Origin of the sequence: uncultured Allobaculum sp., from assembly GCF_948576815.1 — a bacterium.
In the GTDB taxonomy this organism is placed as follows: domain Bacteria; phylum Bacillota_I; class Bacilli_A; order Erysipelotrichales; family Erysipelotrichaceae; genus Allobaculum; species Allobaculum fili.
The window spans coordinates 1-15,553 of sequence record NZ_CAPAEZ010000061.1 but is presented as its reverse complement, the minus strand read 5'-3'; the positions used below and the strand labels follow the sequence as shown (position 1 = coordinate 15,553).

The 15,553-nt window shown below is 52.7% G+C and carries 12 protein-coding genes; 7 read left to right on the top strand and 5 right to left on the bottom strand.

The window, feature by feature from the left end; translation table 11 throughout:
- Positions 1–223: 223 nt before the first annotated feature.
- Together Q2J39_RS08545 and Q2J39_RS08540 are read right to left on the bottom strand one after the other, a co-directional pair.
- Positions 224–1,513, bottom strand: a complete 1,290-nt coding sequence (locus tag Q2J39_RS08545) for a patatin-like phospholipase family protein (protein WP_288338900.1) — start codon at positions 1,511–1,513, stop codon at positions 224–226.
- A gap of 184 nt (positions 1,514–1,697) precedes the next feature.
- Positions 1,698–2,564, bottom strand: a complete 867-nt coding sequence (locus Q2J39_RS08540; protein ID WP_288338899.1) for an ArdC-like ssDNA-binding domain-containing protein — start codon at positions 2,562–2,564, stop codon at positions 1,698–1,700.
- A gap of 512 nt (positions 2,565–3,076) precedes the next feature.
- Between Q2J39_RS08540 and Q2J39_RS08535 the strand changes: the two genes are divergently transcribed.
- The 5 genes from Q2J39_RS08535 to Q2J39_RS10805 all read left to right on the top strand — a co-directional run bounded on the left by Q2J39_RS08535 (position 3,077) and on the right by Q2J39_RS10805 (position 8,136).
- Complete coding sequence (locus tag Q2J39_RS08535) at positions 3,077–5,707, top strand: serine hydrolase (RefSeq protein WP_288338898.1); 2,631 nt, start codon at positions 3,077–3,079, stop codon at positions 5,705–5,707.
- A 333-nt stretch (positions 5,708–6,040) separates the two neighbouring features.
- A complete protein-coding gene (locus Q2J39_RS08530) occupies positions 6,041–6,904 on the top strand; it encodes a hypothetical protein (protein ID WP_288338897.1) in 864 nt (287 codons plus the stop codon).
- Between the two features lie 150 nt (positions 6,905–7,054).
- Entirely contained in the window at positions 7,055–7,540 is a 486-nt protein-coding gene (locus tag Q2J39_RS08525) for a leucine-rich repeat domain-containing protein (RefSeq protein WP_230268034.1), read from the top strand.
- A 47-nt stretch (positions 7,541–7,587) separates the two neighbouring features.
- Positions 7,588–7,977: a hypothetical protein gene (locus Q2J39_RS08520; protein ID WP_288338896.1), complete on the top strand. Its 390-nt coding sequence runs from the start codon at positions 7,588–7,590 to the stop codon at positions 7,975–7,977.
- A 36-nt stretch (positions 7,978–8,013) separates the two neighbouring features.
- Positions 8,014–8,136, top strand: coding sequence for a hypothetical protein (locus Q2J39_RS10805; RefSeq protein ID WP_353887485.1), 123 nt, complete (start codon positions 8,014–8,016; stop codon positions 8,134–8,136).
- A 351-nt stretch (positions 8,137–8,487) separates the two neighbouring features.
- Here the strand turns inward: Q2J39_RS10805 and Q2J39_RS08515 are convergent, their stop codons facing one another.
- Genes Q2J39_RS08515 through Q2J39_RS08505 form a run of 3 tightly spaced genes read right to left on the bottom strand, consistent with a single transcriptional unit; the run spans position 8,488 to position 12,563 of the window.
- Positions 8,488–10,308 carry an ABC transporter ATP-binding protein gene (locus Q2J39_RS08515; RefSeq protein WP_288338919.1) on the bottom strand — a complete coding sequence of 607 codons (1,821 nt, stop codon included), beginning with the start codon at positions 10,306–10,308 and terminating at the stop codon, positions 8,488–8,490.
- A 46-nt stretch (positions 10,309–10,354) separates the two neighbouring features.
- The gene (locus Q2J39_RS08510; protein WP_230268032.1) at positions 10,355–12,112 is read right to left on the bottom strand and encodes an ABC transporter ATP-binding protein; all 1,758 of its coding nucleotides are present in this window, start codon (positions 12,110–12,112) and stop codon (positions 10,355–10,357) included.
- Positions 12,084–12,563 carry a MarR family winged helix-turn-helix transcriptional regulator gene (locus tag Q2J39_RS08505; RefSeq protein WP_288338895.1) on the bottom strand — a complete coding sequence of 160 codons (480 nt, stop codon included), beginning with the start codon at positions 12,561–12,563 and terminating at the stop codon, positions 12,084–12,086. The genes Q2J39_RS08510 and Q2J39_RS08505 overlap by 29 nt, the downstream gene beginning before the upstream one ends.
- A 1,132-nt stretch (positions 12,564–13,695) precedes the next feature.
- Here Q2J39_RS08505 and Q2J39_RS08500 point away from each other — a divergent pair.
- Complete coding sequence (locus Q2J39_RS08500) at positions 13,696–13,839, top strand: hypothetical protein (RefSeq protein ID WP_288338894.1); 144 nt, start codon at positions 13,696–13,698, stop codon at positions 13,837–13,839.
- Positions 13,836–15,149: a 23S rRNA (uracil(1939)-C(5))-methyltransferase RlmD gene (rlmD, locus tag Q2J39_RS08495; protein WP_288338893.1), complete on the top strand. Its 1,314-nt coding sequence runs from the start codon at positions 13,836–13,838 to the stop codon at positions 15,147–15,149. The genes Q2J39_RS08500 and rlmD overlap by 4 nt, the downstream gene beginning before the upstream one ends.
- The last annotated feature ends 404 nt before the right edge of the window (positions 15,150–15,553 follow it).

The following is a 15,553-nucleotide window of genomic DNA, read 5'->3' as shown; positions in this document are numbered from 1 at the left end:
TAGCGTATCTAATATTCAGTCTCGCGTATACCCGTCGATTGTTTGACACTTACAGGGCTTTTTCTATTGGGCGAAGAGACAGTGCGGTCCGAAAAAAAGACCAGAACCTTTGCGGCCGCATAAGCAAACTGCTGGTTCTGGTCTTGCATGAAAACTGGTGAGAATAAAACGGTTTGCCCCTTAGGAAAGGCGGCGGGGTAAGCCTTAAAGGGCAGGAAGCAGTTTAGAGAAGCTTGAGAACGGGCGAGAATTTTTCCAGCACGTACCATGCGAGGGCGAGCAGGAAGACGGAATCGAATTTGGTTTTGAGAATGTCGTATTCCGCGGGTAAATGGCCGTTGTTGCGCTTGAGTCCCCCATAAAAGAACGCCATCAGATTCATGGCTCCCATGCGATCCGTCTGCAGGGTCGAGCCAAGAACGGCAGCCTGCGGATGCAGGGAGAAACTTTCCAGACGCCTCAGCATTTCCTTTGTAAAATCGCCCAGATGATACTGGCGATAAAAGTCCATGCCCGCGACTGCAGCCAGACATTCGAGCAGAAGCCCAAACTGGTAGTGCTTCATATACTCGTTTTCCAGCGGCTGCAGCCTGCAGCCCATCAGCGTTTCGAGGCCTTCGATTAACATGCCGTTTTCGAGCTGAATGTGGTTTCGGTTGAGAATGTCGACGGCCATACGGGAGAGAGAAGAGAAGATCAGCGCGTCGTCGGGATAAAAGGTGTAGACGTAGCCAGGCGCCAGATTCATCGTCTTCAGGGCTTCGAGCCGTCCCTGCATAATCTGATTGCGCAGAGTAGCCGTTCCAAAATTGAGAAAGCCCGCCAGCGGGACAATCGGGCGGATCAGCAGTTCCGTCTCGTCTTTTTCGTACACGAGATTGTCGCCGGGCTGGGCCAGCGAGACGAGCGTCATCTTTTTCGCGCCCAGTTCTTTGGCCACACGGCCTAACGACCAGTTGAGAAAACCGCCGTCGCCATAGTAGTCCCCATCAATATTCACGAGCGAATACGCCGGGAAATAGGCAGCCGAAGCCAGAACGGCCTGCTCCACTTTTTCGGGGGAAGTGAGTTCGTTTTTCGTAAAGATGCGCGCCTGGTTCTTGCTGACGTTGGATGCCAGACACGCGAAGTTCAGACTGGATTTTTCAAAGGCGTCAAAGTCAAAGAGCGAGTGAAACACCTTGGAGAGGGTTTCCGTTGTCGGTCCGTTGTTCTGGAACGCCTTGACGTAGGCATCAAAGCCTTTGGAAGCTTCGTCGGCTGCCTTGTGGCAGTCCGGAAAGGAAAACAGACTGTCGGCCAGACCGCTTGAAGGAAAGGAAGCAATCATCGACGAAAGATCGACCGGTTTGTTCATCGCATACAGCGCCCCGACAATGGCGCCGATCGAAATGCCGGTGACCAGATCATACGTTTTTTTCTGTTCCATCAGCGTCGTCAAAACGCCGATTGTATAACTGCCCCGGCTGCCTCCGCCGCCAAGGACTAATGCATGGGTATTGGAATTGTTCATATTCTCTATTTTAGGCGTCCGGATCAAGGAGCAGGTCCGGGAAGACCGTATCGATGTCCGGGTAAATCTGGCTGGGAAAACCGCGCACTGGAATCGATTTGGTCAGAGCGGTCAGGCTTTTGTTTGCGAGGCAGGAGGAGAGCTGGAAGTGCGATGAGCATTCTGTGCACCCGGCGCTGTATCCTTAAGCAGCGGCTGCAGTAAGCAGCGGCTGCAGTGCGAGAAGCATTTTCTGCGCGCAGTTTGAAATGCGCGCGAGGGAAGCGGGAAGCAGTTCTTTTCCCGAAAGCCAGGTGGCGATATAGGCAAAGGAATACTCGGAACAGTCGATGCCGCAGGCCATGCACACCACAAAGCTTACCGATTCGCTTTCCGTCTCCCGCAGTTCGGGCGACTGAAGCAGACGGTCGATGAGCGCCTGTTCTCTGGCATCCATTCGGCTGTGATCGCAGACGCCAAAATTGTGCAGAAGCGCGTGGGCGCATTCGTGGGTGAGCGTTTTAAACGCGTGGCGGGAGTTCAGCGTTTCGTTAATGCGAATGCGCTGCTCGTCATAGCGGCAGGTGCCGTTGACACCATGTTCGAGCGCGCAGCGTTCGATTTGAAAGCCGGTCAGCCTTTCGAGCAGCGGTATGGCCGGTTCGAACAAGTCGCATTCGCCTTCGAGCGTTCGGACCTGAGGCGGCGGGGGCAGCGGCTTGCCTTCGGTCTGGGAAATGTCGAAGACGGAAATGGAGCGAAAGCCGGTGCGGGTTTCGAGCTGTTCCTTTCCAGTATCTTTTGTTTTGACTTTGTAGGAATACGGGGCGAGAATGCGCAGACCTTTTTCCCCCTTTTTGACGTGGCGGCCAAACACGCGCTCCCACGTCTGAAAGCCGGCGACCAGACTGGCTTGCGGACACTGTTTGTACAGCAGCAGGGTATTGCGTATGGAATAGGACGGAAAGCGGGACATCGTTTTCAAATACTGGCGGTATTCATCGCCTTCAAGCAGCTGAGCAATGCCCTCATCGAGCAAGGCGAGCAGTTCATCAATCGTTTTGTTTTTCATACATCCTCCAGAACCGATATACGAAAAACCGAACGATCCCGGGCAGATGCCAAACCGGACAACGATCCGATCGAGCCCGGTTTTGAAGGTCTGTACAAAACAAGTCTATTTTTTGTGCAAACCAGACGATAAACTGACAACGGTTGTGTCCAGATTGCACCGTTGACAGGATATGGACAAAAGAAAACCAGACCGGGACTGTATAAAGCGGGCCGTCTGGTTTGGAACCGATTCACGAAAGAGAAAAAGGGGAAAACAATGAATCGATCCAGTACAAAAAAACAAATGCACACCGCGCTTGCGCTGCTTTGCGCCTGTACGATCAGCTCGAGCATCCTGATGCTGCAGGCGAAAGAAGACCCGGCAATCCAGACCGAAACGTCCAGGCCGATGCCCGCCATGCCGAAGCGGCCAGTGGAAAAGAAAACCACGGATTCAGAAAAAAGCACAGACAATGGTTTTGCTTCCAATACACAGGAAAGCGTAAGTCAGAAGAAAAAGCGTCCGAAGAAGTGCCTCAACAAAAGGGTGAACAAGCGGATGAAAATACCGACATCGAAGGCTTGGATGAAGCTTCTCCAGCCGATGTTCAGACGAACTGGACGTGGCTGACCTCCCAGAAGGATGGCTGCGTTCTGTATCGTCTGTATAACCCGAACAGCGGGGAACATTTTTATACCAGTTCGGCCAAAGAGCGCGAAGTGCTGATTTCCTCCGGCTGGAAAGACGAAGATACCGCCTGGAGTACGCCTGTGGAAGATGGCGAACCGGTGTACCGGCTGTACAATCCCAACGCCTCCGATCATCACTACACGAAAAGCGAAAACGAGAGAAACGGTCTGGTTCAGGCGGGCTGGAAAGATGAGGGAATCGCCTTTTATTCGGAAAGCGAATACGGCCGTACGGTGTATCGTCTGTACAATCCCAACGCCCGATCCGGATCGCATCACTATACGCTCTCACTCAAGGAGCACAATGCGCTGATTCAGGCCGGCTGGAAAGCGGAAGGAACTGCCTTTTTCGCGATCAGCGATTACGATTTCGCGCGAAACGATAACGGGGAAATCCACGGCTTTGATTCAGATCAGAACGAACTCAAAGGGCGTGTCGGCCTTTACGACGACTGGTACGAATTCGATGAAACCGGCGTTCTTCAAACCGGATGGATCGAAGAAAACGGAGAGCCCGATAGGTATTCCATGCCCGACGGCCGTCAGCTTCTCGGCTTTGCGCAAGTTGAGAACGATCGCTATTTCTTCGATCTCGAAACCGGTTCGATGCACCGAAATACTCTGGAACAGGATGAAAACGGCAGCGAGTTCTGGTTTGACGAAAACGGTCGGGCCGTTTCGGGACGCGTCTTTGTTTATCCGAAAGTTGGTCAGGCCAGTGCTGAGGGCATTGTCTGGAACACGTTTGGCTGGGATGAAAATCCGGTACGGCACACTCTTCTGCGCCGCAAGCAGGAACTCGAAACGTATCGCGAAAATCCGGAGGTTCTCGTACAGTGGAATGAAACCTGCAGCAATACGCTGATTCAGGACGCGATTGCCGAATACGAAATTGTCCAGAGCGCGCTGAAAAAACAGGAGCACGTATCCGTTTCTTCGGTTTACAATCCGAACAGCGGCGAACACTTTTACACCGCCGATCCCAAGGAAATCGCAGGCCTGGTCAAGCAGGGCTGGAAAGATGAGGGCGTGCGCTTTTTGCAGCCGGTCTCTTCGAATATACCCGTGTATCGTCTGTATCAGAGCGCGAATGGCGAGCATCACTATACGTGCAGTCCAAACGAGCGGCAGGCGCTCCTTTCGATGGGCTGGAAAGATGAAAACATCGCCTTTTATTCCGCTGAAATCAATCAGCAGCCCGTGCTGCGGCTCTACAATCCCAACGCGAAAACCGGCTCGCATCATTTCACACTCGATCGAAGGGAAAAAGAGCGGCTGGTGGAATTTGGCTGGAAAGAAGAAAACGGCAGCTGGAACGCGCTCAATCTGTATTCGTTTGTGAAGGATCCAGACGATCCGTCTTTCATTACCGCCTTTGATCCCGACGATCAGCCGCTGTATGGCTTTACTTCGATTTTTGGGGATCGCTATTGCTTTGACGAAAGCCAGGGAGGACGCATGCTTACCGGCGAACAGACGTTAACCTTGAACGGTCAGGTCCATGAATTTCAGTTTGGATCGGATGGAAAAATGGTGACTGGCGAAGTGCAGAAAAGCGGCGGAATCGCTTTTTATGATCTCAGTGACGGCCACCGTGTGAAAAATTCCTTTGTGCAGTACGGAAATCCGAAAAAGGTTTGCTGGTACGACGAAAACGGCTGGCGCGTTTCCGGACGCAGAAACATCAAGGGCCATATGTGCCGCTTTGATGACGCGACGGGTGCACTGATGCCCGACTTTGAAGATCTCCAGCGCCAAATCGAGCAGACGATTGCGAACAGTTCCGCACGAAACGCTGAAATTTCCTTTGCGGTTCGCGTGCCCGGACGAGATGAAAAAATTGTGGTGAATTCTCATTCCCAGCAGTCGGCAAGCGTCATGAAGATGTTTGTGATGGGCGCCATTTTTGAAAACTACGAACGATACGCCGCGTTTGCGACGCCGATGCGCCTCGAACAGCAGCTTTCGGTCATGATTTCCGTTTCCAGCAACGATGCCTGGGTGTATCTGGTGAGCGTCCTGGGCGGCGGCAGTTATTCGGCCGGCATTCAGGTGCTCAACGCCTGGAACCAGGCGCACGGCTACAGTGACACGTACATGTCAGGCCGTCCGTACGGCAACTTCACTTCTGCAAAAGATGCCTCGCAGATGTTGTGCGACATTCAGGAAGGCCGTCTGAAAAACTCCAGACGCATGAAAACCCTGCTGCAGACGCAGGCCGTCCCCGGCCGTCTGCTCAGCGGCATTCCTTCCGAAGCGAGAACCGCCAACAAGCCTGGCTGGCTCGATTTCTGCCAGAACGATACGGTGCTCGTCGATGCGCCTTTTGGCACATACGTGATTACAATGCTCTGCGACGATCTGCCAAGTGCCGCATCCGGTCAGAATCTGATGGGACAGGTTTCTCTTATGGTGTATGCCTGGATGAAGGCGAACATGAATCTCGGCCAGTCCATTCCCGACTGGGCTTAAAAGCCAGCCGACAGGTCCTGGAAACCCAATCTGCGTACAGAACGGTATCGAGGAACAGGAAATGCACAGACGCACACAAAATGCATAGAGTTCCTATATATGTTCGTTGTATACAAAATATGATTGGTTAGATGGATAAACAAAGCAAGTGGTACATAACAGCAATCTGCATCCATGTTTATGGTCAGCGTGCATAATAAAGAAAAAAGCCCGATGGAGATCCATCGGGCTTTGCTTCGGCAAAATGTTGCCGAAAAGAGAAGAAATCAATCCGAAACCGATAAGAAAAAGGGGATATATCTTGTCAAAACGATCTCTTCTTTCGATCGCTCTGTGCTCAGCGCTTGGCCTGAGCGCCGCGCCGCGCTTCCCGTCTGGGCCAATGAAGCGATGCCGGAAAGCACGCCGGAAACGGCGTCCGATCCAGAATCTGTCCTGGACAGTGAGCAGGAAATGATGCCGGATACAGCGACCGATCCGGAAACAATTCCGGAAAGTACGCCGGCCACCACGCTCGATCCGGAAACGATCCCGGAAAGTGCGCCGAAAGCGCCAGCGGACAGCACACCGGAAGCGCAGGCGCAGGACATCAACCTGTATGCGCTCGATTCCACGCAGGCAGGCTTCGTGCAGATTCCGCAAAATCTCGCCACGTCCTTCCAGCTGCCCGCAGGCACCTACTCGTTTGTGTCTCCTAATTCCTGGAACCCGAACGTGGAAATCAGTTCGACCGGTCTGGTCAAGCCGAAAGGAACCGTCTGGTACTGGTCCGGCATTTTCTGGACGAGCGGGCCCATTACCGGGGCGACAAAAACGCGTACCCAGTATGAAACCGGAAGGACGACTGTTCGCGTTACGCAAAACGACGGCAGTACGCAGGACTTTACGTTTAACGTCCTGAACTACGCCGATGACGTCTATGCGCCGCAGCGTCTGGAAGAGCTGATAAAGGAATATCTTCCAGCCGGGGCAACGCCGTATCAGGTGCTGGAAGGCGCCTGCAAACTCGCCGTCAGTTTCGACTACAGCGGCAAGGCGTCCGACTGGAAGAGCATGATTCTGGTCGGCAGCGGCGACTGCTGGGCCAGTTCGTATAGGATTCAGAAAGTCTTTGAAGATTATGGAATCGAAGCGCGCGTGCGCAATGCCAACCGGGATCCCGTCGCCTTAAGCGGATACCGCAACGGCATCGCCTAAATCGAGGACCGTTATTTTGTTGCGGATGCCGGTAATGACGGAAAAGCGCCGCGCCATTATTCCATTCTTCCCAGCGACGGCTATTTCTATTCGTTCGACCGCAGTACCCAGACGAATACGCTGTATCAGTACGACGCGTTTGATACCGATGTGAAGATTCCAACCGAACGAAACGGCCACCCCGTAACCGCTCTGGGAGAGAGGGTCTTTGATAAGAGAATAAACACCGTGCATATTCCGGCGTCGATCCAGACGATCACGTCCATTCATACGACCGACCAGGGCGTCCGCTCGGGTACGTTCTCCTATGCAGAAGGCCTTCAGAACATTTACGTGGATCCCGCCAATGCAAACTATACGGACATCGACGGCGTTCTCTATTCAAAAGACGGAAAAACGCTCGTTCAGTTTCCAGCAGGCCGCAGCGGTTCCTGCACAATTCCCGCAGGCGTAACCGCAATTGGCCCAGGCGCCTTTTACTCGACGCATCTGACCAGTCTGGAACTGCCTGCCTCAATGGCATCGACTTTGGCGACCATGCCAGTGTCAAATACCGCAGCACGGCGACAAAAGGCAATCTGGCCGACGCGCAGATCGATTCCATCCCCGCGCAGACGTATACCGGTCAGCCCCTGACGCTGCAGCTAGTCGTTCGCCTTGATGGCCAGGAACTGACGCTCAATGTGGATTACACGCTGAGCTATTCCAATAACATCGAAGCGGGAATCGCGACCGTTACCGTAACCGGCATCGGCTATTACGAAGGTTCGAAAAATGCGACCTTTACCCTCCGCACAAACGGCACAAGCCGGCCGGCGACCAAACGGATCATGTACCGTCTGTACAATCCAAACTCCGGCGAGCATTTCTATACCGCCGGTACGCGCGAACAGAACTATCTGCTCAGTGTGGGCTGGAAAGATGAAGGCATCGGCTGGATTGCGCCGCTTTCTTCTCAGCATCCGGTTTACCGTCTCTACAACGCGAATGCGGGCGACCATCACTGCACGATGGACGCCAGAGAGCGCGACCAGCTCATTAAGTTTGGCTGGAAAGACGAGGGCATCGGCTGATATTCCGATGACAGCCAGAGCGTACCGCTCTATCGTCTGTATAACCCGAACGCAAAAGGCACCGGATCGCATCACTACACGACCGACGAGCACGAACGCAATTACCTGGCCGCTAACGGCTGGAACGCCGAAGGCATCGGCTGGTACGGCGTTCACTAGTTCAGTCCAAGCCAATCCGAAACACTCGAAAATTCAATGCAGAAACGGCGGATTCGCCCGGGAAACTTCCAAAGATCCCGGTGCGGATCCGTTTTTTTGTGTGCTGACTTGCCGGCAGGCGATCGTCCATCCCAAAATCGAAAAAGCAGAACCTCGACAAACCAAAGCACGGCAAACCAGAGAACCGGCAGGGCAGAGCGTCAATTCGGCAGAGAGCCGGCAAGACAATGCGCCGGTTCGATCGAGAGCGGACCATACAAAAAAGCCTGCCGCCACAGGGCGACAGGCCGACTTTCAACCGGGATGAAAAAGATATCGATCGAAAGAAAGAAGATTCAAAGGAGAAACGGATTAGTCCATTTCGAGCGCGCCGGTGTACAGCTGGTAGTACACGCCTTTTTTGGCGAGCAGGCTTTCGTGGTTTCCGCGTTCGATGATGCGTCCCTGATCGAGAACCATGATCGCGTCGGAGTTCATGATCGTGGACAGACGGTGCGCGATAACGAAAACCGTACGGCCTTTCATCAGCTCGTCCATGCCGTTCTGAACAAGACGTTCGGTACGGGTATCGATCGAGCTGGTCGCTTCATCGAGAATCAGAACCGGCGGGTTGGCGACGGCAGCACGGGCAATGGCGAGCAGCTGGCGCTGACCCTGGGAAAGGGAATCGCCGTTGGCGTGAATGTACGTCTGGTAGCCGTTTTCGAGATGGTTGATGAACGAATCGGCGTTGGCGAGTTTGGCGGCGGCAATGCATTCTTCATCGCTCGCGTCAAGCTTGCCAAAGCGGATGTTGTCCATAATCGTTCCAGAGAACAGCTGCGTATCCTGCAGAACGATGCCAAGGGAGCGGCGCAGGTCCGGCTTTTCGATCAGTTCGATGTTGATGCCGTCGTACGTGATCGTTCCCTGGTTGATGTCGTAGAACCGGTTGATCAGGTTGGTGATCGTCGTCTTGCCGGCGCCCGTCGCGCCGACAAAGGCGATTTTCTGACCGGCATGCGCGTAGAGCGAAATGTCGTGCAGAACGGTTTTTTCCGGGGTGTAGCCGAAGGTGACATCGTCGAAGATGACGTCGCCCTTCAATTCTACGAGCTGATAGCCATCTTTACGCGGGTGCTTCCAGCACCAGTGGCCGGTGTATTCCTTGCATTCCTGCCACTCGCCGTCGACTTTTTTCGCACGGACGAGGGTAACGACGCCGTGGTCGGTTTCGGAAGGCTCATCCATCAGTTCGAAAATACGGGACGCACCTGCCTGGGCCATAACGACGGAGTTGATCTGCTGGGAAATCTGGGTAATCGGGTTGTTGAAGGAACGGTTCAGCGTCAGCATCGCCGAAATGGTACCGAGCGTCATACCGAACATGCCGTTGATGGCGAAGTAGGATCCGGCCAGTGCACAGGCAACATAGGAGATGTAGCTGATGTTGGCGCAGATCGGCATCAGAATGTTGGCGAAGGTGTTCGCGTTGGTCGATGCCTGACAGAGATCGTCGTTGATCTTGTCGAAGTCGTTTACGACCTGCTTTTCGTGGGAGAACACTTTGACAACGCGGGCGCCCTCGATCATTTCCTCGATATAGCCGTTGGCTTTACCAAGCTGCACCTGCTGCTCGCGGAAGTAGCGGCCCGAAGAGCGGGTGATGATACGGGCAACGAGCATCATGCCGACCGAGAAGAGAACCGTCAGCAGAGCGAGTACCCAGGAAAGACGGATCATGGAAATAAGAACCATGAGAATCGTCATGCCCGAGGAGAACACCTGCGGCAGCGACTGAGAAATGAGCTGCCGCAGCGTATCGGTATCGTTGGTGTATACCGACATGATGTCGCCGTGCGCATGCGTATCGAAATAGCGAATCGGCAGCGACTGCATGTGCCTGAACAGATCTTCACGCACATTATTCAGGGTGCCAAGGCTGACTTTGACCATCATGCGGTTCCATGTGTAGGTGGCAGCGACGCCAAGCAGATAAATCATGGCCAGCTGACTCAGCGCCATCGTCAGCGGGGTGAAGTCCTTCGATCCGCTCTGGACCATCGGGAGAATGTAGTCGTCAATGAGCGGCTGCTGGAACGTGCTGCCGTATACGTTGACTAAGGAAGAGCAGAGAATAAGCACAGCGATGATGATCAGCTGCCATTTGTAGCTTTTCCAGATCATCGCCATGATGCGTTTGAGTCCGTTGAGATTTTTTGGACGTCCGTGCGCTGCGTTACTTTGCGGTCTCATCGGTGCCGGCATCGTCTGCGCCTCCTTTCTGCTGGGCCTGCCAGGTCGTGCGGTAAATTTCGCTCGACTTCAGCAGTTCTTCATGCGTACCGGAATCCACAAGGTGGCCTCGATCGAGAACCAGAATGCGGTCCGCATCCTGAATGGAGGATACGCGCTGGGAAATAATAATTTTTGTGGTATTTGGAATTTTGGTGCGGAAGGCTTCACGGATGAGCGCGTCGGTTTTCGTATCGACCGCGGACGTGGAGTCGTCCAGAATGAGGATTTTTGGCTTTTTGAGCAGAGCACGGGCAATCGTCAGACGCTGACGCTGACCGCCGGATACGTTGGTACCGCCCTGTTCAATGTACGTGTCGTAGCCGTGCGGCATACGGGAGATGAAGTCATCGGCCTGGGCAAGCTTGCATGCTTCGACGATTTCTTCATCGGTCGCGTTTTCATCGCCCCAGCGCATGTTTTCCTTGATCGTGCCGGAAAACAGTACGTTTTTCTGCAGGACCATGGAAACCGAGTCACGCAGCGTTTTCAGATCGTATTCACGAACGTCCCTGCCGCCGACTTTAACGGAACCTTTCGTAACGTCATACAGACGCGGAATCAGGCTGACGAGCGACGACTTGGACGAACCGGTCGCACCGAGAATGCCGACGGTCTGGCCGGACGGAATATTGAAGTTAATGTCGCGCAGCACGTAGTGGCCGTCGACCTGTTCGGCATAGTTGAAGTAAACGTGATCGAATTCGACCGAACCGTCCTTAACTTCTTTAATGCCGTCCCTGGGGGATTCGAGGTAGGAAACCTGGTTGATGACTTCCACAATACGCTTGGCCGAAGCCGTCGACATCGTAACCATGACGAGGATCATCGAGAACATCATCAGGGACATGAGCAGGTTCATGATGTACGTAAACAGAGACATCAGCGTACCGTCCATCATGGTCCCGTTGACGATCTGGTGCGCGCCGACGAAGCTGACGATCAGCACGCAGGCATACATGGCCAGCTGTACGAACGGCTGGTTGAGAATCATCATCAGTTCGGCCGTACGGTTGACGGAGTAGATGTCCTGGCTGCGCTTGTTGAAACGCTGAATTTCGTAGTCTTCGCGAACGAATGACTTGACTGGACGGATGCCCGTGATGTTTTCCTGAATTTCTTCGTTCAGGTTATCGTACATCTTGAACATCTTGTTGAAGACCGGACCGGCGCGCTTGATCAGAATGCTGACCGCGATGGCGAGCAGGACAATGACCAGAAGCATGTACCAGCCGATTTCCGCGGAGAGATAGAACACCATGAACAGCGCCATGAAAAAGTTGAGCGGCGCACGGACCGCGATGCGGATGATCATCTGGAAGGCCATCTGTACGTTAGAAACGTCGGTGGTCAGACGGGTAATCAGGCCGCCGGTAGAATACTCGTCAATATTGGAAAACGAGAAGTTCTGAATGTTGCGGAATTCCGCGTCGCGCAGGTTTTTGGCAAAACCGGCGGAAGCGACGGCTGCGTATTTGCCGGAAAGGCCGCCTGTGATCAGCGCGCCCACGGCACACAGCAGCATGAGCAGGCCATAGTTCCAGACCACGGCCATATCGCCGGTGTTTACGCCTTCGTTGACCATCTTGGACATCAGAAACGGAATCAGAATGTCGAGGACAACTTCGATCGCAACCAGAATCGGCGTCAGAATGGTTTCGCGCTTATACTGCTTAATTTGTTTGCATAAAGTTGAAATCAAATTGGATTTCCTCCTTTCCTGTCAGGTTGTAAAAAATCTGCGTGAGTACACGCTTGACGGTATCCAGATCTTCTGGATCGATCCCCGCAAACATTTCGGAGCGCTTCTTGTTGAGCGCACCGGATATGCGGCCGACCAGATCGCGCGCCTCATCCGTAATCGTGATGTAGCGGATGCGCCGGTCGGAACGCGACGTGTGGCGCTCGATCAGGTTCTTGCTTTCAAGACGGTTGAGCATCGAAGAAACCGTCGGGTTGGAAATCTGGAAAAAGGATTCCAGATCCCGCTGGTTTACCTGAACGTCCTCCTCCTGCCGGCAGCTTAAAAACAGCAGCGTATCAAACTGCGCCTTGGTCAGACCGTACGATTTGAGCGTGGCGTTAAACTCCTTCTTCAGCTGGTTGCTCAGGATCTTGAGCAGAAACTGGACCTGCTGGGTATTTTCCTCCATCCTGTAATCCTCCTTTCCTCCCTTTCCTGAATAAACTGTACCTGTATATTCGCTGTATGCTGGATCGATTCTTCCCTGAATTTTTCCAGGAGAAACCGGAAGAAATCCAGAGATATTTCGGCTCGTTCCAGAGGAATGGGCTTCGAATCCGGCACGGCGTATAGAAATATAGTCGCCTAACAGATAGCAGGCTATAAGATAGGCGGCTAAATATTATTTCATGACAGGGGCGCTGTCAACATTTCTGAACGGGGGATTTTTGACTTTCTTTTTCGCGTTATGACCACCCGAAAACGGGAGGAAAAACCGCGTAAATCCTGCGGGGGAAAGGGGTCGGATTTTCCCGGAAAAGCCAGGAAAAATCAGCGGAAAATCGAGCCAGTAAAAAATGAAAAACAGGAATACACGATAACAAAATTTAACCGGAATAGACAGAAATTACTCCTGATGAAACGCACGGATCGAGGTCGAAACCGACACCTCCAGGCAGACCAGGGAGAGTTCGAAGAAGGGAGCAAAAAAACTGGTCCGCTATGATGAGCGCAGTCATGAACGCGAGCCGCTTTCCCACAGTCTCTCCATCACGGCTGGCGATTTGACGTTTTTTCCTCAGGGGCGTAGCTCACGAACATGAGGAAAGCCCAGGGATTCGCAGCCTGAGTCCTCTGCCTCTTCCTGTTGAAGAAAATCGTCGTGCGGCAGCTTTTTCTTTTCGGATATCTGGCTGCTTCTGACGAAGGAAAAACAGGAGGCCGAAACAGAATCCAGCACCCAAAAAACCACGGGAAAGCCAGATAAAAGAAAAGGTCCTGTCCTGCCTGTGATTTTCGCCAGCGAAGAGGAATACCAGACGTGACCTCATGCTTCGTTCCGGCTTTCAGTTCGGATCATGGAGGCTTCGTAAAGAGCCAGGAGATACAACAGACCCAAAAGACCCAGAAGATAAAGCCATATCTTTAAAAGCTCAATCTTTAGAAGTTCAAAAGATTCAGAAGGAAACGAGAGACCAGACATAAATCAGCGGACAGCGGTAAGCTCGACGAACGCAAGCCGGAAAAAACGGCTGGCTGTAACAAAGCAGTCTTCTAACCCAGCATCGGTTAATTAAAGATCCTGTATTCAAAAAGCCCCTATGAAAATCAATATTAAAAAAAATAGGAAAGAAATCAGAACGCAGAGAATGCCTGCTGCGGCCGCAAACCAGCTCGCTTCCCTCTGGTCTGATGAATTCATCATTGCTCCTGTTTGTGCAGGAGCGGGTAAAATAAGGTCATGAGAAAAAACGATGAATTTGATCTGGTCTGCACCGATTTAAGCGACCAGGGATTTGGAATAGGCCATCACGAAGGCATGACCGTCTTTGTTTCCGGACTGCTTCCCGAAGAAAAGGCGCGCGTGCACATCGTGCTGGTCAAGAAAGATTATGCGATTGGAAAAATCGTGCGGCTCGAACAGGAGAGCGCGGATCGCGTAACTCCCGCCTGCGATGCAGCAGCCCGATGCGGAGGCTGTTCGCTGATGCATTTGCGCTATCCCGCGCAGCTTGAGTGGAAAGCGAAAGGACTGCGTACCCTGTTTGGGCGGATGGATCCCTCCATACAGATTCTCGATCCCATCGGAATGGACGAACCGTATTACTACCGCAATAAAGCGCAGTTTCCGATTGCTGTAAAAGACGGAAAGATTATCGCCGGCTTTTACCGCCCCAAAAGCAATACGATTGTCCCCATGGAGAAATGCAAAATTGAAAACCGCGAAATCAACGCGATTTTTGGCTGGCTGATCGAACATCTCGATCTCGAACAGGCCAGAGAACTGCGCCACCTGTTTATCCGCTTTTCCCCGGAAACGCATCAGGGACAGGTCGTTCTGATCGGACGGAAAAATGTCCGCCTCAAAGAGCTCGCCCAAAAGCTGCATGAAGCCTTCCCAGCCCTTGTCAGCATTGTCTTCAACCAGAATACGCGCGATGATAACGTGATTTTAGGCGATGACTACACCGTTCTCTATGGATCGGATTCCATGGAAGAAGGCTGCATGGGCCTGAAAATCCGCCTGCATTTCAAGAGCTTCTTCCAGGTCAATCCGCAGATGACCCGCGTGCTCTACGCCAAAGCGCTTGAATTCGCAAATCTGAAAAAGACAGACCGTGTCATTGAGCTGTATTCTGGAACCGGAACAATCGGTCTGCTTGCGGCAAGAGAAGCCAAAGACGTCACTGGAGTGGAAATTGTCCCGGAAGCTGTGGAAAACGCACGGGCAAACCAGCAGCTCAACGGCATCGAAAACGCCCACTTTGTCTGTGAAGACGCCAGCGTATTCGCTAGACAGAACGGAAACAGCGCCGATGTTGTCTTTGTCGATCCGCCTCGCAAGGGAATGAGCGAACAGGGAATTGAGGACATTGTCCGTCTTTCCCCGCGCACCATCGTCTATATTTCCTGCAACCCGCGAACGCTCGCTCGCGATCTCAAGCTTTTTCAAAAAGGCGGATACCGTGCTGATGTTATTCAGCCCGTCGACATGTTCAGCCACACCGCCGGCATGGAATGCGTCGCCAGACTCCAGAAAGAACCAAACGCCTGAGCGTCGATCCAGAACCACAGGCTTCATAGGACGATCCGTCATGTCGGACTTATTTGATCGTAGGTCTGCAGGTAAACCGCTCTCTTAAGAAGAAAAAACGATCCGTAACCAGAGTCCTGAAGCCGAAATCCTTCAGGACTTTATTCGTGGATCCTTAAAGAAAGTACCTGGATTGTCTTCCATAACTGAACAGCTGTTCATTCCAGAAAGAATGTCGACAAAAGCCCTGTTTTTCTTCAAAAAACGAAAAAGTACAAAAATGGGCGAATTTCATACACTTTTAGTGTCAGTTGCAGAATTTTAAACAAGAAATATTTTTGATTGAAAAACTCATAATGAATTATCAGATAGGCAATGCTGTTCACTTAAGCTTCACAAGTGAGCAGTGCCTTGCCTTTCTAGTT

What these genes read in the sequence shown, in the direction of transcription:
- Q2J39_RS08540 (WP_288338899.1), bottom strand. Translation starts at nt 2,564, where the DNA reads ATGAAAAACAAAACGATTGATGAACTGCTCGCCTTGCTCGATGAGGGC.
- Q2J39_RS08505 (WP_288338895.1), bottom strand. Translation starts at nt 12,563, where the DNA reads ATGGAGGAAAATACCCAGCAGGTCCAGTTTCTGCTCAAGATCCTGAGC.
- rlmD (WP_288338893.1), top strand. Translation starts at nt 13,836, where the DNA reads ATGAGAAAAAACGATGAATTTGATCTGGTCTGCACCGATTTAAGCGAC.
- Q2J39_RS08545 (WP_288338900.1), bottom strand. Translation starts at nt 1,513, where the DNA reads ATGAACAATTCCAATACCCATGCATTAGTCCTTGGCGGCGGAGGCAGC.
- Q2J39_RS08515 (WP_288338919.1), bottom strand. Translation starts at nt 10,308, where the DNA reads ATGGCGATGATCTGGAAAAGCTACAAATGGCAGCTGATCATCATCGCT.
- Q2J39_RS08500 (WP_288338894.1), top strand. Translation starts at nt 13,696, where the DNA reads ATGAAAATCAATATTAAAAAAAATAGGAAAGAAATCAGAACGCAGAGA.